Origin of the sequence: Zhongshania sp. (assembly GCF_029212375.1) — a bacterium.
Classification (GTDB): Bacteria; Pseudomonadota; Gammaproteobacteria; order Pseudomonadales; family Spongiibacteraceae; genus Spongiibacter.
The window spans coordinates 47,236-64,298 of the sequence record NZ_JARGNU010000017.1; the positions used below are offsets into that span (position 1 = coordinate 47,236).

General features: G+C 51.5%; 14 protein-coding genes. 11 read left to right on the forward strand and 3 right to left on the reverse strand.

Going from position 1 to position 17,063, the window contains the following annotated elements:
• The first annotated feature begins 3 nt into the window (after positions 1–3).
• The 4 genes from P1U47_RS15275 to sulP are packed head-to-tail and all read left to right on the forward strand — an operon-like array spanning position 4 to position 5,386.
• Positions 4–996: a cytochrome d ubiquinol oxidase subunit II gene (locus P1U47_RS15275; protein WP_301030072.1), complete on the forward strand. Its 993-nt coding sequence runs from the start codon at positions 4–6 to the stop codon at positions 994–996.
• A gap of 21 nt (positions 997–1,017) precedes the next feature.
• Positions 1,018–1,911 (forward strand): MBL fold metallo-hydrolase, encoded by an 894-nt coding sequence (locus P1U47_RS15280; protein ID WP_301030073.1) that lies wholly within the window; start codon positions 1,018–1,020, stop codon positions 1,909–1,911.
• A 35-nt stretch (positions 1,912–1,946) separates the two neighbouring features.
• On the forward strand, positions 1,947–3,614 hold the full coding sequence (locus P1U47_RS15285) for a bifunctional protein tyrosine phosphatase family protein/NAD(P)/FAD-dependent oxidoreductase (protein ID WP_301030074.1): 1,668 nt from the start codon (positions 1,947–1,949) through the stop codon (positions 3,612–3,614).
• Positions 3,615–3,625: 11 nt separating this feature from the next.
• The gene (gene sulP / locus P1U47_RS15290; protein ID WP_301030075.1) at positions 3,626–5,386 is read left to right on the forward strand and encodes a SulP family inorganic anion transporter; all 1,761 of its coding nucleotides are present in this window, start codon (positions 3,626–3,628) and stop codon (positions 5,384–5,386) included.
• Between the two features lie 112 nt (positions 5,387–5,498).
• Here sulP and P1U47_RS15295 read toward each other — a convergent pair whose 3' ends face one another.
• Complete coding sequence (locus P1U47_RS15295; protein ID WP_301030076.1) at positions 5,499–5,894, reverse strand: MAPEG family protein; 396 nt, start codon at positions 5,892–5,894, stop codon at positions 5,499–5,501.
• Between the two features lie 44 nt (positions 5,895–5,938).
• Positions 5,939–7,387 carry a DASS family sodium-coupled anion symporter gene (locus tag P1U47_RS15300; RefSeq protein WP_301030077.1) on the reverse strand — a complete coding sequence of 483 codons (1,449 nt, stop codon included), beginning with the start codon at positions 7,385–7,387 and terminating at the stop codon, positions 5,939–5,941.
• A gap of 250 nt (positions 7,388–7,637) precedes the next feature.
• On the opposite strand from P1U47_RS15300, the gene P1U47_RS15305 reads away from it, so the two are divergent.
• The 7 genes from P1U47_RS15305 (at position 7,638) to mtgA (ending at position 15,931) form a co-directional block, all read left to right on the forward strand.
• Positions 7,638–8,120 (forward strand): RNA methyltransferase, encoded by a 483-nt coding sequence (locus P1U47_RS15305; protein WP_301030078.1) that lies wholly within the window; start codon positions 7,638–7,640, stop codon positions 8,118–8,120.
• A gap of 146 nt (positions 8,121–8,266) precedes the next feature.
• Positions 8,267–9,856, forward strand: coding sequence for an endonuclease (locus P1U47_RS15310; protein ID WP_301030079.1), 1,590 nt, complete (start codon positions 8,267–8,269; stop codon positions 9,854–9,856).
• A gap of 359 nt (positions 9,857–10,215) precedes the next feature.
• Positions 10,216–12,090 carry an EAL domain-containing protein gene (locus tag P1U47_RS15315; protein WP_301030080.1) on the forward strand — a complete coding sequence of 625 codons (1,875 nt, stop codon included), beginning with the start codon at positions 10,216–10,218 and terminating at the stop codon, positions 12,088–12,090.
• A gap of 299 nt (positions 12,091–12,389) precedes the next feature.
• Positions 12,390–13,187, forward strand: a complete 798-nt coding sequence (locus P1U47_RS15320) for an SDR family oxidoreductase (protein ID WP_301030081.1) — start codon at positions 12,390–12,392, stop codon at positions 13,185–13,187.
• A gap of 128 nt (positions 13,188–13,315) precedes the next feature.
• Complete coding sequence (locus P1U47_RS15325; RefSeq protein WP_301030082.1) at positions 13,316–13,864, forward strand: DUF2179 domain-containing protein; 549 nt, start codon at positions 13,316–13,318, stop codon at positions 13,862–13,864.
• Positions 13,865–13,974: 110 nt separating this feature from the next.
• The gene (locus P1U47_RS15330) at positions 13,975–14,700 is read left to right on the forward strand and encodes a spermidine synthase (protein WP_301030083.1); all 726 of its coding nucleotides are present in this window, start codon (positions 13,975–13,977) and stop codon (positions 14,698–14,700) included.
• Positions 14,701–15,235: 535 nt separating this feature from the next.
• A complete protein-coding gene (gene mtgA, locus P1U47_RS15335; RefSeq protein ID WP_301030084.1) occupies positions 15,236–15,931 on the forward strand; it encodes a monofunctional biosynthetic peptidoglycan transglycosylase in 696 nt (231 codons plus the stop codon).
• A 24-nt stretch (positions 15,932–15,955) separates the two neighbouring features.
• Here the strand turns inward: mtgA and P1U47_RS15340 are convergent, their stop codons facing one another.
• Positions 15,956–16,792, reverse strand: coding sequence for a peroxiredoxin (locus P1U47_RS15340; RefSeq protein WP_301030085.1), 837 nt, complete (start codon positions 16,790–16,792; stop codon positions 15,956–15,958).
• Positions 16,793–17,063 lie beyond the last annotated feature (271 nt).

Sequence of the window (17,063 nt, forward strand, 5' to 3'; positions counted from 1 at the left end):
GCAATGGAATATTGGCTACCAATAATTTACATGGGCATCATGGGCCTAGCCTTGTTGATCTACGTTATTCTCGACGGCTACGACTTGGGCGTTGGCATGTTAGTGCCGCTGGCTAACGAAGCCGAAAAAGACATGATGATCGCCTCAATTGGGCCGTTCTGGGATGCCAATGAAACCTGGATTGTGCTGGGCGTGGGCGTGTTGCTAATTGCCTTTCCTATCGCCCACGGCATTATTCTCACCAGCTTGTATGTGCCCGTCACCATTATGCTAATGGGCTTAATACTGCGCGGCGTGGCCTTTGATTTGCGCGTAAAAGCCGGCGACCACCGTCGCGGCCTGTGGAATAAGGCCTTCTTTGCCGGCTCCTTAATTTCCTCGGTAGCCCAGGGCTGGATGCTCGGCGCCTATATCACCGGCTTGCAACACAGCACCACCAGCTTATTGTTCTCTGCCCTCATCGCCATGACCCTACCCGCGCTCTACCTAATTTTGGGCTGTGGCTGGCTGCTCATGAAAACCGACGGCGAGCTGCGTAATAAAGCCATTGAATGGGCGCGAATGGCCATCTGGCCCATGGGCTTGGGCCTGTTTATGGTGTCTATCGCCACCCCACTGGTGAGCAGCAGCATTGCCGAAAAATGGTTTACCCTGCCCAATGCTCTGTATTTAATGCCGATCCCCATGGTTTGCCTTTTTTGCTACGGCCTTATTGTGGTGGCGTTAAACAAACCCGAAATGTTCAGCAAGGGCTATAGTTGGCTTATCTATGCCTGCACCGTGGCGATCTGCTTTATGGCGAGTTTAGGTTTGGCCTACAGTATTTTCCCCGACATTATTATTGGCGGCCTCACCATTTGGGAATCTGCCGCCTCGGTGAAATCGCTGCAATTTACCCTGGTGGGCGTAGTCATTACCCTGCCCGTCATTTTGTTTTACACATTTTTTGTTTACCGAATATTCCACGGCAAAGCCACTGCTTTGTCTTACGAATAAACCGAGAAAGGAGATTTAATAATGACTACGCTACCCTTTAAAGCAGACCTGTCTGTAAAACCTGTGGTACTGGCGTTTTTTGACGAACCCACCAATACCTTCTCTTACATAGTTAAAGACCCGGCAAGCAACGCCTGTGCGGTGGTCGATTCGGTAATGGAAATCGACTATGCGGCGGGGCGACTAAGCTTGATAGGCGCAGATAAAATCATTGACTATATCCGCAGCCACAATTTGGAACTGCAATGGATTATTGAAACCCACGTCCACGCCGACCACCTCTCGGCCGCGCCCTATATTCAAGAAAAGCTGGGCGGCAAAATTGGCATTGGCGCCGAGATCACCACGGTGCAAACCACCTTTGGCACAATCTTTAACGAAGGCAGCGACTTCTGCCGCGACGGCTCCCAGTTCGACCAACTATTTAACGACGGCGACGAATATCTGGTTGGCGAAATGCGCTGCCACGCCCTGCACACCCCCGGCCACACACCCGCCTGCATGACCCACATCATGGGCGACGCCTGCTTTGTTGGCGACACCCTGTTTATGCCCGACGGCGGCAGCGCACGGGCCGATTTCCCCGGTGGCGACGCAAAAACACTGTACCAATCCATTCAACGTATATTGTCTTTCCCCGACGAACTGCGCCTATTCATGTGCCACGACTACATGCCCAATGGCCGCGACGTTGAATACCAGACCACCGTAAAACAAGAGCGCGAAAACAATATTCACGTTCATCAAGGCGTTAGCGAAAGTGATTTTGTGAGCATGCGCGAAAAGCGCGATGCAACGCTGGGCATGCCCAGGCTGATCTTACCGTCACTGCAAGTGAATATGCGCGCAGGGCATTTACCTAAAGCCGACACCAACGATGTGGTCTATCTTAAATTACCGCTAAACCTGCTTTAAGCCACCAACACAACCGGCCAAATTAGGGAGTTACGATGAACATTAAAGAATTGAATTCCAACTTAAGTGTCTCTGAGCAATTACTGGCCAGCGATATTGGCGAGCTGGCCAAGCGCGGCGTGCGCACCCTAATTTGCAACCGGCCCGACGGCGAAGGCGCAGACCAACCGCTATTTACTGAAATAGAAAAGGCTGCCACTGAGCACGGCATACAATGCCATTATCTGCCGGTTATCACCGGCAAAGTTGGCGATGCAGAAGCCGCCGCCTTTGGCGAGTTACTACTCAAACAGAACGGCCCCTTTCACGCCTACTGCCGCAGCGGCATGCGCTCTACCACCCTGTGGGCACTGAGCCAGGCCAAGCAACTTCCGCTCGCAGAGATTGTTGCCGCCGCAAAAGCCGCGGGCTACGACATGAGCGGCGTGGCTGCCCGTATTGCCGGCAAGAGTGGCGAAATGGACGCGCTGCGAAGCTACGACGTGGTTATTGTTGGTGGTGGCGCCGCGGGCATCTCGACCGCAGCCAGCCTGCTGGCCAGAAACAACGCGCTGTCTATTGCCATTATTGACCCCGCCGACAAACACTATTACCAGCCCGGCTGGACCTTAGTTGGCGCAGGCATTTTTACCCCTGAGCAAACCATGCGCGAAATGGCTTCGCTTATTCCCAAAGGCGCCGACTGGATCAAGGCCGCTGTTGCCGCCTTCGACCCCGCCAGCAACACCGTTACCCTCGAAGGCTGTCGACTTATTAAATACACCCGCCTAGTGGTGGCCGCCGGTATAAAGCTGAACTGGGACGGCATTGAAGGCCTAAGTGAAACCATTGGCCGCAATGGCGTAACCTCTAACTACCGCTATGATCTGGCGCCCTACACCTGGGAATTAGTTCGCAATTTAAAAGGTGGCCGCGCTCTGTTTACCCAACCGCCCATGCCCATTAAATGCGCGGGCGCGCCGCAAAAAGCCATGTATTTGTCTGGCGACCACTGGTATAAAAATCAGGGCATAAACAATATTAATATTGAGTTTTACAATGCTGGCGCGGTGCTGTTTGGCGTGGCCGACTACGTGCCCGCCTTAATGGAATACGTTAAAAAATACAAAGCAGACTTAAAGTTTAACCACAAACTGGTGCGCATCGATGGCGACAACAAAACCGCCTACTTTGAAACCACCACCGCCGACGGCGGCACCGAAATTGTGAGCCGCGAATTTGATATGATCCACGTTTGCCCACCGCAAACCGCCCCCGACTTTATTCGCAGTAGCCCGCTGGTAGACGCCGCTGGCTGGGTAGATGTAGATCAATACACGCTCCGCCATAAGCGCTTCAACAATATTTGGTCGCTGGGCGACGTGGCCAATGCACCCAATGCCAAAACCGCCGCCGCTGCGCGGGTGCAAGCGCCCATTGTGGCCGCCAATATTATTGCCGACATCAAGGGCACTCACCAAGTTGCCCACTACAATGGCTACGGCTCCTGCCCGTTAACGGTAGAGCGCGGAAAAATTGTATTAGCCGAATTTGGTTACGGCGGCATGCTGCTGCCGAGCTTTCCAAAATGGCTTATCGACGGCACCAAACCCACTCGTGCGGCGTGGTTCTTAAAAGAGAAATTACTGCCGCCCATCTACTGGCGCGCTATGCTCAAGGGCAAAGAGTGGCTGGTAAACCCCGTGATGAGCGATGAAGCTTAGGAAATAAAATTTTGAAAATAACAGCGATAAAAAATTACTTTCCCATTATCACATGGGCTGGCGAATACAATCGCGACGTACTGCTCAGTGATTTACTGGCGGCGCTTATCGTCACCATAATGCTAATTCCCCAGTCTCTCGCCTACGCCCTGCTCGCTGGGCTACCGCCGCAAATGGGCTTGTACGCCAGTATGTTGCCGCTGGTCGCCTACGGCATTTTTGGCACCAGCCGCACCTTGTCGGTGGGGCCGGTAGCGGTGGTGTCGCTCATGACCGCCTCGGCCATTGGCCATATTGCCAGTGCGGGCAGTGTGGGCTATATCGAAGCTGCCTTATTGCTGGCGTTTTTATCTGGGGTATTCCTGCTCGGCATGGGCTTGCTGCGCATGGGCTTTTTGGCCAATTTTCTATCCCATCCGGTAATAGCCGGATTCATCACCGCCTCGGGTATTATCATTGCCTGTAGCCAGCTCAAATATATTTTGGGCATCAAAGCCCACGGCGAAAACCTGTTTTCTCTGCTGCACTCGCTCTACGCCTCGGTAGCCAGTACCAACGTCTATACCGTGGCGGTGGGCCTACCCACACTGATCTTTTTATTCTGGGTGCGCAGCGGCCTTAAACCGCTGCTGGTGCGCGCAGGCCTTGGCGACAAAGCCGCTGGCATGCTGGCCAAAACCGGCCCCGTACTGGGCATTATCGCCACCAGCTACGCTGCTTTCTATTTCGACCTCGGCAGCAAAGGCGTAATTTTAGTTGGCGAAGTGCCCACCGGCCTACCCAGTTTTCAAATGCCCAAACTCGGCCACGACGCGTGGCGCGAGCTAATGCTGTCGGCGGTGTTTATTTCAATCATTGGTTTTGTCGAATCGGTTTCGGTTGGCCACACTTTGGCAGCAAAACGCCGCCAGCGCATAGTGCCAAACCAAGAACTAATCGGCCTTGGCGCCGCCAATATTGCCGCTTCATTCTCTGGCGGCTATCCAGTCACTGGCGGCTTTGCACGCTCGGTGGTTAACTTTGACGCCGGCGCAGTTACCCCCGCTGCGGGTATGTTTACCGCGGTGGGCATTGCCGCTGCCGCCATGTATTTCACGCCTTATTTGGCGTACTTACCCAAGGCCACCTTAGCGGCCACCATTATCGTTGCGGTCTTATCGCTGGTGGATTTCTCCATCATCAAAAAATCGTGGGGCTATGCGCGCAGCGATTTTATAGCGGTGGTCACCACCCTAGTTGTGACTCTGATCATGGGCGTAGAAACCGGCGTCGCCTGCGGTGTGTTTGCCTCCCTGGGTTTGCACTTATACAAAACCTCGGTACCCCATATGGCCGTGGTTGGCGAAGTGCCCGGCACCGAGCACTACCGCAACATTAATCGTCACAAAGTTATCACCCACAGCAATATCCTGTCGCTGCGCATTGACGAAAGCCTGTACTTTGCCAATGCCGGATTTATCGAAGACAAGGTCTACGAACTCGTCGACGGCAATCCCGATATTCAGCACGTTATTTTGATGTGTACCGCAGTAAATGAAATCGATTTAAGCGCATTAGAAGTACTAGAATCCATCAACCTGCGCTTAAAAGACAGCAGCATTACCCTGCATTTATCAGAAGTGAAAGGCCCTGTGATGGACGTACTCGCCCACACCGAGTTTATGAAACACCTAAGCGGGCAAGTGTTTTTGTCTCACCACCTTGGGGTGCAGAATATAGTTGCGGCGAGTGCTGAGCAAAAGCCAAGTACTACGCCAAGTTGGGATATCTGAACGGCAAGTCGGACGTCGGGGGTCTGACGCTTGCGGCGTTCGCGTCTAGAGTCCAGTCAAAAGCGGCTTTTGATTTTTCGTCAGACGTCTGACCTCAGACGTCTGTCTCTCCCTATACCGCGGCCAACTGCAAAACCGCCACACACAGCGCCAAGCCAAAAACATACGTGCCACCCGCGCCAATCTGCCGCAACGGGTTTGGCCGCGCCATGGTTCTTGGCAAAATTAAGCCCGCCACCAATATTATGCGACACACCGTTACCAGTATGACCGACCACAGCACCCAAGCCGCCATTTGCGACTGGCTTAAGATGTAGATCAACACCATCAACGCCGGTGCAAATTCCACGGTATTAGCGTGGGCGCGAATCACTTTATGCAATTGGCTTTTAGGGTCGTCTGGGCAGCCCGTGCCCTTTTTCTCTTTTATCCGCTGCAGGCTCACCATTATTCCTAAGCCAATACTTAAGGCGCCAAGTATGGCGATACACATAAGCGCGATATTCATCGTAACGTCTCCAAATAGAAATTTACCATCAACGCAAAACCCACTTAGTTGGCTATAAACACCGCGAGCACAATGTAATAACCCAACACACTCACCAAGCCTATGCCGAACAGATTCAACAACAAACCGGCGTGCATCATGTCTTTAATGCGCAGTTCGCCGCTGCCAAATACCACCGCATTGGGCGGCGTTGCCACCGGCATCATAAACGCACAAGACGCGGCAATCGCGGCGGGAATCACAAACAGCATCGGCGATACCGACTGCGCCACCGCCAGCGCGCCAAGCAGGGGTAAGAAAGTCGCCGTGGTCGCGGTGTTACTGGTGATCTCGGTTAAGAAAATAATCACCGCCACAATTACCAGCACCACCGCAAACAGTGGCCACGCATTTAACAAAGCAACGTTTTGCGCCAGCCACTCCGCTAAGCCAGAGTCTTTAATCATCACTGCCAAAGCCAAGCCGCCACCGAATAATAGCAACACACCCCAGGGCAATTTTTCGGCGCTCTCCCAGTCGAGCAAGGCTTGCGAGTCTGGACCGCCGGAGCGCACCGTAAACAACAACACCCCCGCGGCCATCGCAATCACCGTGTCGCTAACACCCGGCACATAATCGTTTAATAGGGGCCGAAAAATCCACGCCGCTGCCGTGCCCACAAAAATCAGCAATACCCGCGCCTCGGCGCCGCTGAGCGGTCCCAATTTGTGCAACTCTGCACGCAGCAAATCGCGACTGCCCGCCGTTTCTAAACCCGCAAAACCCTCGCGACACAGCCACCACCAAGTAAACACCAACATGCCCACCGCCACCGGCAGGCCAATCATCATCCACTGGGCAAAGCCGATGCTAACCTCGTGGGTCTCTTTTAAATACGCCGCCAACATCGCATTGGGCGGCGTGCCGATTAACGTCGCAATACCACCAATGCTCGCGCTGTAAGCAATTGCCAGCAACAAAGCCACCGCAAAGCGGCGGCGCTCAGTCTCGTTGCCCGCAGGTAAAAAACTAATTACCGACAAACCAATTGGCAGCATCATAATACTGGTCGCGGTATTGCTCACCCACATACTCAAAAATGCGGTGGCAATCATAAAGCCCGCAATTTGCCGATTAGCCTGTTGCCCCACTGCCAACAAAATATTCAAAGCAATTCGGCGGTGCAGATTCCAGCGCTGCATCGCCAAACCTAAAAGAAAACCGCCCAAAAACAAAAAGATAATGCCGTTGGCATAGGCATCCGCCAAATCCCCCACCTTGGCAACGCCCAACACCGGCACCAGAATTAAAGGCAACAACGCCGTCGCCGGAATCGGCACCGCCTCTGTTGCCCACCATGTCGCCATCCACAATGCTGCGCCTAAAGCCAACCATGCTTCGGCGCTCATCCCGGCTGGGGCAGGGATTAACAGGGTTATTGCCAGCATAGCTGGGCCGATGATTAAGGCTAGCAAGGAGGGCTTGGTGGTTTGGTGGGATTGATTAGTCGTCATTGAGATTTTTGGTCTTTAGATTAATCGCGAAGATAGGCTTGCAGTATAGACCAGATGCCAGTGGACGAAATAAAGCTAGCAGAAACATAGAGATTCTAAAATCGGCCACCATCGCCGCACAGCATCACCTTTTCCCCAAAACCACCCCAAAAAGTGCCATCATTACGCCTGTCGCTAAGACACCCCCATAAACAAGGCACTACACTGCCTTATATTGGCTACATTATTTTAGTATGACTGTGTAAACCCTATGAAAAACAACTACGCCTGCATTGGCTTATTCAATCCAAAATCTGTTGAGAATGTTGGCTCGGTGATGCGCGCCGCGGGCTGCTACGGGGTTAACTCGGTGTTCTATACCGGCGTGCGTTACGACCGCGCCAAGCCCTTTTACACCGACACCAAAAAAGTACATGAAAAAATTCCGCTGATTAATGTTAAAGACCTCATGGACACCATTCCCCTAGGTTGTGTGCCAGTGGCGGTGGAGCTGGTCAAAGACGCTAAACCGCTAACCACCTACAAACACCCCGCCCAAGCGTTTTATATATTTGGCCCAGAAGACGGCACGTTAAAGAAAGAGATCACCGATTTATGCCAAGACGTTGTTTACATTCCCACTGAAGGCTGCATGAATTTAGCCGCCACGGTGAATGTGGTGCTTTACGACCGCCTCGCCAAGGGCGATGATTTCTCTCATCATCAAGTTGCTCTGCGCAAAAAGCCCAAATAAAAAAACCTACGCGTAATAGAAGTGTGCACGCTGCCGCAAATTTCTATTTAACTACAGCGGTATTACCCACTGTCATTGCTTAGCAACACAACTGTCATTTGCCCTTCGTAATATGCGCCCTTTGTGCAATGTGAAGGGACGGATTTATGTTGAAAAAATTAGCGACGCTGATATGCCTCTGTTCGGCGCAGCTTGGCTTTGCTCAGGTTGGCAATGGCGACTTTGAACAATGGGCCGCAGGCGCGCCTGAGCAGTGGACCACCATCGACAGTGGGATTAGCCTTAGCTCCTCGGCAACAGCCAAAACCGGTGCACTGTCTGCGGCGGTAACGGTAAACACCACAAGCCAAGGTTCTACCGATTTCCGGCAAAGCGTGGCGGTTGTTAGCGGCACTAGCTATACCTTTAGCGCGTGGGTTTATCACACCGAGGGCGGCGTAAAAGCGCGTTTATACGTGGATGGCTATCAAGGCTATTCTAGTGAGTTGCTGCTAAATCAGTGGCAGCAAATTAGCTACGCCTATACGGCCACCGCCAACACCACCATTGAAATTGGCCTGCGCTTTTATGATGTAAGCGGTTTTGACGGCTCGGAGGTGGTTTATGTAGACGATTTTCAACCGAGCACCGCTGGCGGCGCATGCGCTGATACCGTTGGGCTAGTGAATCTAACTACCGATAACTACGGCGCCGAAACCAGCTGGGAGCTGGCTAAAGGCGGCACGGTGGTCGTCAACGGCAGCGGCTATGGGAGTAATCAAAGCTACAGCGACGATCTTTGTTTGAGTGATGGCGACTACAATTTTACCATTCTCGATTCCTACGGCGATGGTATTTGTTGCAGCAATGGCAACGGTTCTTATAGTGTGTCGGTGGCTGGCACAACAGTGGCCAGCGGCGGTCAATTTAGCAGCCAAGAAACCACCAGTTTTACGGTTGGCAGTGGTGGCGGTACTGGCAGTGGGTTGAGTGGCTATTACGCCAGTGCCGACGGCATGAGTGGCTACGCCTTAAAAACTGAGCTGTATAATATTATTAAAAATCATAGTTCGCAGGGCTATGGCGCACTGTGGACGTTTTACAATAGTAATGAGCGCGACAACTACTACGAGAACGACGGCTCCTTACTGGATATTTATTCAGAAAATCCCAGCGGCAACGATGCTTATGTTTACAGCAATAGCAGCTCCCAATGCGGTAGCTACAATAGCGAAGCCGACTGCTATAACCGCGAACACAGTTTTCCGCGCAGTTGGTTTGGCGGCGCGGTTGAGCCAATGAACTCGGATGTTCACCATATATTTGCCAGCGACGGCTATGTAAATTCCCAGCGCGGCAACTACCCCTATGGCGAAGTTGGCAGTGCCACGTTTACTTCACAAAACAATTCTAAATTAGGCTCGCCGATCAGCGGCTTGGGGTACAGCGGTACGGTATTTGAGCCGATAGACGAATTTAAGGGCGATCTTGCGCGGGCCTATTTTTATATGGCGACCCGCTACCAAAATGTAATTGCCAACTGGGAAAACAACAGCAGCACGAGCGATGCGGTTTTGAATGGCACCGCCAATCAGGTGTTTGAAAGCTGGGCGCTAAACTTATTAAAAAGCTGGCACCAACAAGACCCAGTTAGCCAAAAGGAAATAGATCGCAATGAGGCGGCCTATTCTTATCAGGGCAATCGCAACCCCTTTGTAGATCACCCTGAGCTGGTAACAGAAATTTGGGGCAATTAAGCCTTAAAGACCTTAGGCGCAGCGTGGCTGCGCCTTTCCTCGCATTATTCAAGCGCACTCGGCCCATGGCTTACGCAGGTTTTGTCTGCTTAATTCACATTAGGCGGTTTAATCATTGCGGTCATTCCCTATTATGGGCAAGATGTAAGTACATTATTATTACTTAGCAAGTAAAGCCCTTTGGCAGGAATTACCTTGGCTGGGCCATCCTAACGCTCGCAAAGAGCGCAATCATATAAAGCGTGCAGTAGCAGTTTTTCTACATATCGCATCTCAATCTATCGTAACAAACTAATTTATAAGGATATTAAAAGTATCTGTAGCGGCGACACCACTGGGTGACGACGCGGAGTATGTCCGTGCATAAAAAGAGTAGTAAGACCAGTTCAGCAAAGCTCGCTTCTGCCAACGCGGCCTTGGCCACTGCCAACTCCGAATTGGCTTTTCAAAACAAAGAAAAGGATAAGCGCGCCGCCGAACTGGATATTGCCAACTCTGAACTGGCTTTTCAAAACAAAGAGAAAGGTAAACGCGCCGCGGAACTCGCCACCGCCAATGCCGAGCTGGCTTTTCAAAACAAAGAAAAAGATAAACGCGCCGTGGAGCTAGCCACGGCCAATACTGAGCTGGCTTTTCAAAACGCTGAAAAAGGTAAGCGCTCTGCCGAGCTGGCCATTGCCAATGCGGAGTTAGCTTTTCAAAACGCCGAGAAAGGCAAGCGCGCCGCAGAACTGGCCATTGCCAACGCCGAATTGGCCTTTCAAAATGCCGAGAAAGGCAAGCGAGCTGCAGAGCTGGCCACAGCTAATACTGAGCTAGCCTTTCAGAACGAAGAAAAAGGTAAACGCGCCGCCGAGCTTGCCATCGCCAACACCGAACTGGCATTTCAGAACGAAGAGAAAGGTAAACGCGCCGCGGAACTGACTATTGCCAACGCCGAGCTGGCTTTTCAAAACGAAGAAAAAGATAAGCGCGCCGCCGAGTTCAACACCTTGGCCTTTTATGACCCGCTCACCGGCTTACCCAATCGCCGCTTATTGGTAGACCGGCTCCAACACGCACTCGCGGCCAGCCTGCGCAAAGGTTCGCAGAGTGCGGTAATTTTTATTAATTTAGATAATTTTAAAGATATCAACGACACCTTGGGCTATGGCCACGGTGATTTATTGCTAGAAAAAACGGGGCAACGTTTAAATTCGTGTTTAAGTGACGGCGATACCTTAGCGCGGGTGCGGGATGACGAGTTTGTGGTTATTCTAGAAGACCTAGACCAAGAACCCATTGAAGCGGCGGCAATGGCGAAGGCCATGAGCGATACCATTTTTGCCGCGCTCAACAAGCCCTACCAACTTTATCTTCATAAATATCGTGGCACCGCGAGTATGGGTGCGGTATTTTTTGGGGATGATGGTAAATCTGCAGAAGAGCTACTTAAGCAAGCAGGCATTGCCATTCATCACGCCAAGCAGGCAGGCCGCAATACCCTGCGCTTCTTTAACCAAGAAATGCAGGACATTATTAATGTTCGCGCCAGCCTCGAACATGAATTGCGCATTGCTGTTGATAAATCGCATTTTCAATTGCATTACCAAATTCAAATGAACGCGGCCAACCAAGCTATTGGCGCAGAGGCGCTAATCCGCTGGCCCCACCGCAAGCGCGGTTTGGTGCCGCCGAGCACCTTTATTCCACTGGCAGAAGTTACCGGATTAATTGTACCGATTGGTCGCTGGGTTGTTGAAACCGCCTGCGCGCAACTTGGTGAGTGGCAGAAAGACGCACTGACACGGGACTTAAGTCTTGCTGTTAACGTGAGTGCCCTGCAATTTAGGCAGAGCGATTTTGTGACGCAAGTGCAAGCGGCGGTGCAACGCCATGCTATTCCCGCAAACTTGCTCAAACTGGAATTAACAGAAAGCCTATTACAGGAAGACATCGACGTTACCGTTGCCACAATGAACGCGCTAAAAGAAGTTGGCGTTCAATTCTCTTTAGACGACTTTGGCACCGGCTATTCCTCGCTGCAATACCTCAAGCAGCTACCTCTCAATCAATTTAAGATCGACCAATCCTTTGTATGCGATATTGCGACAAACAGCAGTGACGAAGCGATTGTAAAAACCATTATATCCATGGCACAAACTCTCCATATAGAAGTGATTGCCGAAGGGGTAGAAACCGAAGAGCAGCGCCAATTACTTTTAGCCTGCGGATGCACCGCCTTTCAAGGCTAGTTATTCAGCAAGCCAGTACCGATTGCAGAGTTTGAAGCCTTACTCAGAATAGGCCACCTTGCGAATAAAAGTCTGTAAAAAATTCTGCACACCGCCGCTTTTCACGGTATTAGTGAGTTTCAAAAAATCTCGTTAGCGCAATAAAATTGCGCCTTTCGTTATTAGCCATGTCGCTTGCACGAATTAGCGCTAGCATTGTTCAATGTGAGTAGGCATTGGTGTATAACAATAATAAGCGCCTAAACCAAATCGCTACGGCGGCCTAATATAAAACAATGCCAAAATTTACGAGGATAAAAATGGAAATAAATAATAAAACCATTTGGGTGACTGGCGCGAGCTCTGGCATTGGTATGGAGTTGTGTAGGCAACTCGCCGAACGCGGCGCGCGCATGGTGCTGTCTGCACGCAGTAAAGATACCTTAATTGCTTTGGCCGAATCACTGCCTGGCGGCCTCGACCGCCATTGGGTGGTGCCCTTAGATTTAGCCGATGCCGATAATCTGCTAGCCGCGGTCGCTGGCCAATTAGCCGAGATAGGCCCCGTGCACGTGTTAATTAACAACGGCGGCATCTCCCAGCGCTCGCTCTTTGTGGATACCGAGCTGGCGGTGTACCGAAAGTTAATGGAGGTCAATTATCTTGGCACAGTTGCAATGACCAAGGCGCTGTTACCGGGCATGATTGCTCAGCAACAAGGAATGATCGTTAGTATTAGCAGCGTTGCCGGCAAAGTCGGCTCTAAACTGCGCACCGGTTATTCTGGATCCAAATACGCGGTGGTGGGCTTTATGGATTGCCTGCGCGCAGAAACTGCCCAACAGGGTATTCAATGCCTTACCGTTTGCCCAGGTTCCATTAAAACCAATATCGCGGTGAATGCCCTAAATGGCAGCGGCGAGGCTCAGAATAAAGACGACGAGTCGATTATTAACGGCATGCCGGTAGCAAAGTGCGCACAAGATATTATTAAAGCCATGCTTAACGGCCGCGACGAAATTGTGGTTGGCAAAGGTATTAGCGCTCTGGCACCCACTATAAAGCGGTTTTTCCCGCGCTTTTTCAATCGGATGTCGGCGCGCATGGAGTATCGATAACCAGCAGTCTGGCCGCCAATAAGGGGCGGCAGAGCTTATATTCAATCAGCCAATAACACCCAACAGAGGTTTGTCTGCCCTTGTGTTGGCCTTTATGTTTCACTGGCCGCCAATAAGGGGCTGTCTGTATGGAATTGTTGCTAGATTATCCGTTTTTATTAGTACCGCTAATCTTTTTTGCTCGGGTTGCGGATGTTTCACTTGGTACGTTTCGCACCATCGTTGTGTTTCGCGGCAATAAACTACTGGCCTCTGTTATCGGCTTTTTCGAAATTATGATTTGGTTAATCGCAGCCAGACAGGTGCTAACCAACCTCGACCACTGGTATTTAGCGGTGGCCTACGCCAGCGGATTTGCAGTGGGCAATTACGTTGGTATTACAATTGAAAGCCGCTTTGCAATTGGCAAAGAACTTATTCGCTGCATTTCTTTTAACCGCGATGTGCTGGCCGATAAACTGCGTGAAACCGGCTATAAAGTGGTTTCTGTAGACGGCGATATGGGCGAAGCCCACCCCATTGAAGTGCTGTTTATTATCGAAAAGCGGCGCAATATCGGCGAGCTAATTAGCTTAATTACCACCCTGGACCCGAGTGCAGTCTATTCAGTGTCTGATATTAAAAGCGTGTACGACGGCCCCGATCTTTTACCGCGACATCGGTTTTTAAGGAAATAGCGGGCTGTGGTTTGGTGATAAGCGCATTCGGTCAGATCTTGGAATTATGGTAGTTTAGGCAATTATAAAAATACACCTGAGCCCGGTGGCTCTTTAGGAACACATCACCCATGCCCCTGTTATTTGAAGAAATTGATAGCCAAGCCTCCGCCCTAGGTGAAATCTCGCTGCGCAGACGGCGTATGCCCGCCTTTGGCGATCGGGATATTTATGAGGTTAAGCTAGGCGACGAATTTTTAATGTCGAGCATGTTTGTCGATGCCGAAGAGGCCTTGTCTACCCTCGGTTTAGCGGCAACTCAGGGCGATACGCTGAGTGTGGTTGTGGGCGGTTTGGGGCTAGGCTACACCGCCGTTGCGGCGCTCAAAGACACACGAATTAGCGAGCTACTGGTGGTCGATGCCTTAAACACGGTTATTGGCTGGCATAAAGATGAGCTAGTGCCGCTGGGGAAAATACTCAACGCCGACGCCCGCAACCGCTATGTGTTGGGCAGTTTTTTTGAGCTTGCTACTGCGCCGAGCACGGGCTTTGATCCCCAGTGCGCAGGCAAAAAGTTTGATGCCATCCTACTCGACATCGACCACTCCCCCACCGAATTCTTAAACCCCGCCAACGCAGGCTTTTACACCACCGAAAATCTCGCACTTATGGCGGCGCAACTTAAACCAAATGGCGTGTTTGCCATGTGGTCGCAAAACCTGCCGGAACCAAGCTTTGAGGCTTTGCTGCAAACCGTGTTTAAGAGCGTCACCTCCCACGTGGTATCGTTTTACAATCCCTTTCAAAATGGCGAATCGACTAATTCGGTGTATGTTTGCGTAAAGACTGAGTAACGGTGACCACCTTGCGCTTGGCAAGCCACTGCCGCTGAACCAATGCACGGTTACCCCACCAGATACCGGATCAAGTCCGGTATGACGTATAAGAGCCAGTCATTTTGAACGGCCTGCACTGTCGCTCTGAATCCTCCACACCGTCATTCTGAACTTGATTCAGAATCTGTTGCTACGAAGCGGCCAAGCTGCCGCCCGATGAGATACCGGATCAAGTCCGGCATGACGTAAAGAACCAGTCCCTCTAACCGCCCGCATCGTCATTCTGAACTCCCAACACCGTCATTCTGAACTTGATTCAGAATCTGCTGCTACGAAGTGGCCAAGCTGCCGCCCGATGAGATACCGGATCAAGTCCGGTATGACGTATAAGAGCCAGTCATTCTGAACTTGATTCAGAATCTGCCGCTACGAAGCGACTAAGGTGCCGCAGGGATGCAACCAACGCCGAAATATTTCGTCTGAGCATGCGGTAGACTAACCTTGATCTTTGCCTGTATAAAAAGAGCGGGCAAAACTCACTATGGAACTTGGCATGGCGAATAAAAATACAATAGCGCGAATGCTCTGGCGTGCGGCGCTTATATTGCTGTTACTGAGCGTTGCGCTGGTATTGCCGTTTCGGTGGATCAACCCACCAGTCAGCATGGTAATGCTCGAGCGCAGCTGGCAGCAGCGCGGTAACGACTACCACTTAAAAAAGCAGTGGCTCAGTTGGGATGAGATACCCCGCCATGCGGCGTTGGCAGCGGTGGTTTCTGAGGATCAGAATTTTCCAAAGCATTATGGTTTCGATTTAAAAGCTATTCAAAAAGCCTTTGCTGAGCGTGAGCGCCGAGGCAGCCTGCGCGGCGCGAGCACCATTAGCCAGCAGGTCGCACGCAATATGTATCTGTGGACGGGTCGCAGTTGGGTACGCAAAGGTTTGGAAGTGTGGTTCACTGGTCTGGTGGAGCTGTGCTGGCCCAAACAGCGTATTTTAGAAGTCTATTTAAACATCGCGGAATGGGGCGACGGCGTGTTTGGACTAGCCGCGGCCAGTCGCTACCACTTTAGAATTCCCGCTGCGCAATTGTCTAGCTGGCAGTCAGCACTGCTGGCTTCTAGCCTGCCCAGCCCTCTCAATTACAAACCCGCCGCGCCAGCACCACATTTAGTTGAGCGCGCCAACTGGAACCTCACTCAGCAGCGCAGATTAGGCGGGCGCGCCTGGTTGGCCAGTTTGGAGTAGTTTAGCGCAGGCGAATGCTCGGCCTTATATCCCCGCTTGGGTAAACACGCGCAAAAATATTTCTGGCTCGGGTCGTACCCGATAATTATCGGTAAGATCGGCAAACAATATCTTGCCCGCGGCATCGGTCATGATAACCGTGGGCATGACGGTGTCGCTGTCATAACCTAAAACTTCCATTCCTAATGGCAAGCCATTGGCCGCGGCAATCCCTAGGCGCTTGGCCATTGCGTTATCTGTATCTACCAAAAAGCGCATAGGTGCTTCAAAGCGCTGCGCCAAGTCGACGGTGTGGCTTTGCGGTTGAGGACTAACAAGCAAGATCTCTACGCCTTTTGCAGCTAGCTCTCGATACTGGCCGGCAATCTCTTTAATTTGCGCCATGCACAGTGGGCACCAGTTGCCGCGATAGAAAATCATGAGCAGCGGTTTATTCAATTCACGCGTTTTAATCGACGTGCCAGCGGCGTTAATAAATTCTAAGTTGGGCAGTGTTTGGCCAACACCGAGTAATTGATTGTGCCTGCCGCCAAAGCTGGAGTACCACCATTCGTACACAGCCGTTCCGATCACCCCTGCACCGAGTATCCATGCAAGCGGCTCGATAATAAGTGGCGACAACGCGGCGCCTAGCAATGTAATTAGCGTAATACCTAACACCGCTTTGGTCGCCATTTGGGTGCGAGCGACATTAAACGTAAACACCCAAGCAAAAAAGGATAATGGCGCAAGCATGCACAGCAGAGCCCAATACCAAGCAAGCGCATGGGGATTTTGGTAAATTGCCCAGCCACTGCGCACCGCGCCCACCACGAGCAAGCTCATCCACGCTGAAATAAAGAATGATTTTAAACGGTCCATACCCATTTCCTTTACATTATTATTTATTGGCGTTTTAGCTGCGCATGAGTGCATTAAGCACGGAGCAGATACTTAAATGCAAATACGTCGCCGCGATGAACCACCTACACGTCATTCAGAACTCCCACACCGTCATTCTGACCCCCCAACACCGTCATTCTGAACGCCCCACACCGTCATTCTGAACTTGATTCAGAATCTACTGCTACGAAGCGGCTAAGGTGCCGCCCAATGAGATACCGGATCAAGTCCGGTATGACGTATACGAATT

Excerpts from the sequence above, each read along its gene's own strand:
- P1U47_RS15275 (WP_301030072.1), top strand. The coding sequence starts at position 4 with ATGGAATATTGGCTACCAATAATTTACATGGGCATCATGGGCCTAGCC.
- P1U47_RS15280 (WP_301030073.1), top strand. The coding sequence starts at position 1,018 with ATGACTACGCTACCCTTTAAAGCAGACCTGTCTGTAAAACCTGTGGTA.
- P1U47_RS15285 (WP_301030074.1), top strand. The coding sequence starts at position 1,947 with ATGAACATTAAAGAATTGAATTCCAACTTAAGTGTCTCTGAGCAATTA.
- P1U47_RS15295 (WP_301030076.1), bottom strand. The coding sequence starts at position 5,894 with ATGAATATCGCGCTTATGTGTATCGCCATACTTGGCGCCTTAAGTATT.
- P1U47_RS15300 (WP_301030077.1), bottom strand. The coding sequence starts at position 7,387 with ATGACGACTAATCAATCCCACCAAACCACCAAGCCCTCCTTGCTAGCC.
- P1U47_RS15305 (WP_301030078.1), top strand. The coding sequence starts at position 7,638 with ATGAAAAACAACTACGCCTGCATTGGCTTATTCAATCCAAAATCTGTT.
- P1U47_RS15310 (WP_301030079.1), top strand. The coding sequence starts at position 8,267 with ATGTTGAAAAAATTAGCGACGCTGATATGCCTCTGTTCGGCGCAGCTT.
- P1U47_RS15320 (WP_301030081.1), top strand. The coding sequence starts at position 12,390 with ATGGAAATAAATAATAAAACCATTTGGGTGACTGGCGCGAGCTCTGGC.
- P1U47_RS15325 (WP_301030082.1), top strand. The coding sequence starts at position 13,316 with ATGGAATTGTTGCTAGATTATCCGTTTTTATTAGTACCGCTAATCTTT.
- P1U47_RS15330 (WP_301030083.1), top strand. The coding sequence starts at position 13,975 with ATGCCCCTGTTATTTGAAGAAATTGATAGCCAAGCCTCCGCCCTAGGT.
- mtgA (WP_301030084.1), top strand. The coding sequence starts at position 15,236 with ATGGCGAATAAAAATACAATAGCGCGAATGCTCTGGCGTGCGGCGCTT.
- P1U47_RS15340 (WP_301030085.1), bottom strand. The coding sequence starts at position 16,792 with ATGGACCGTTTAAAATCATTCTTTATTTCAGCGTGGATGAGCTTGCTC.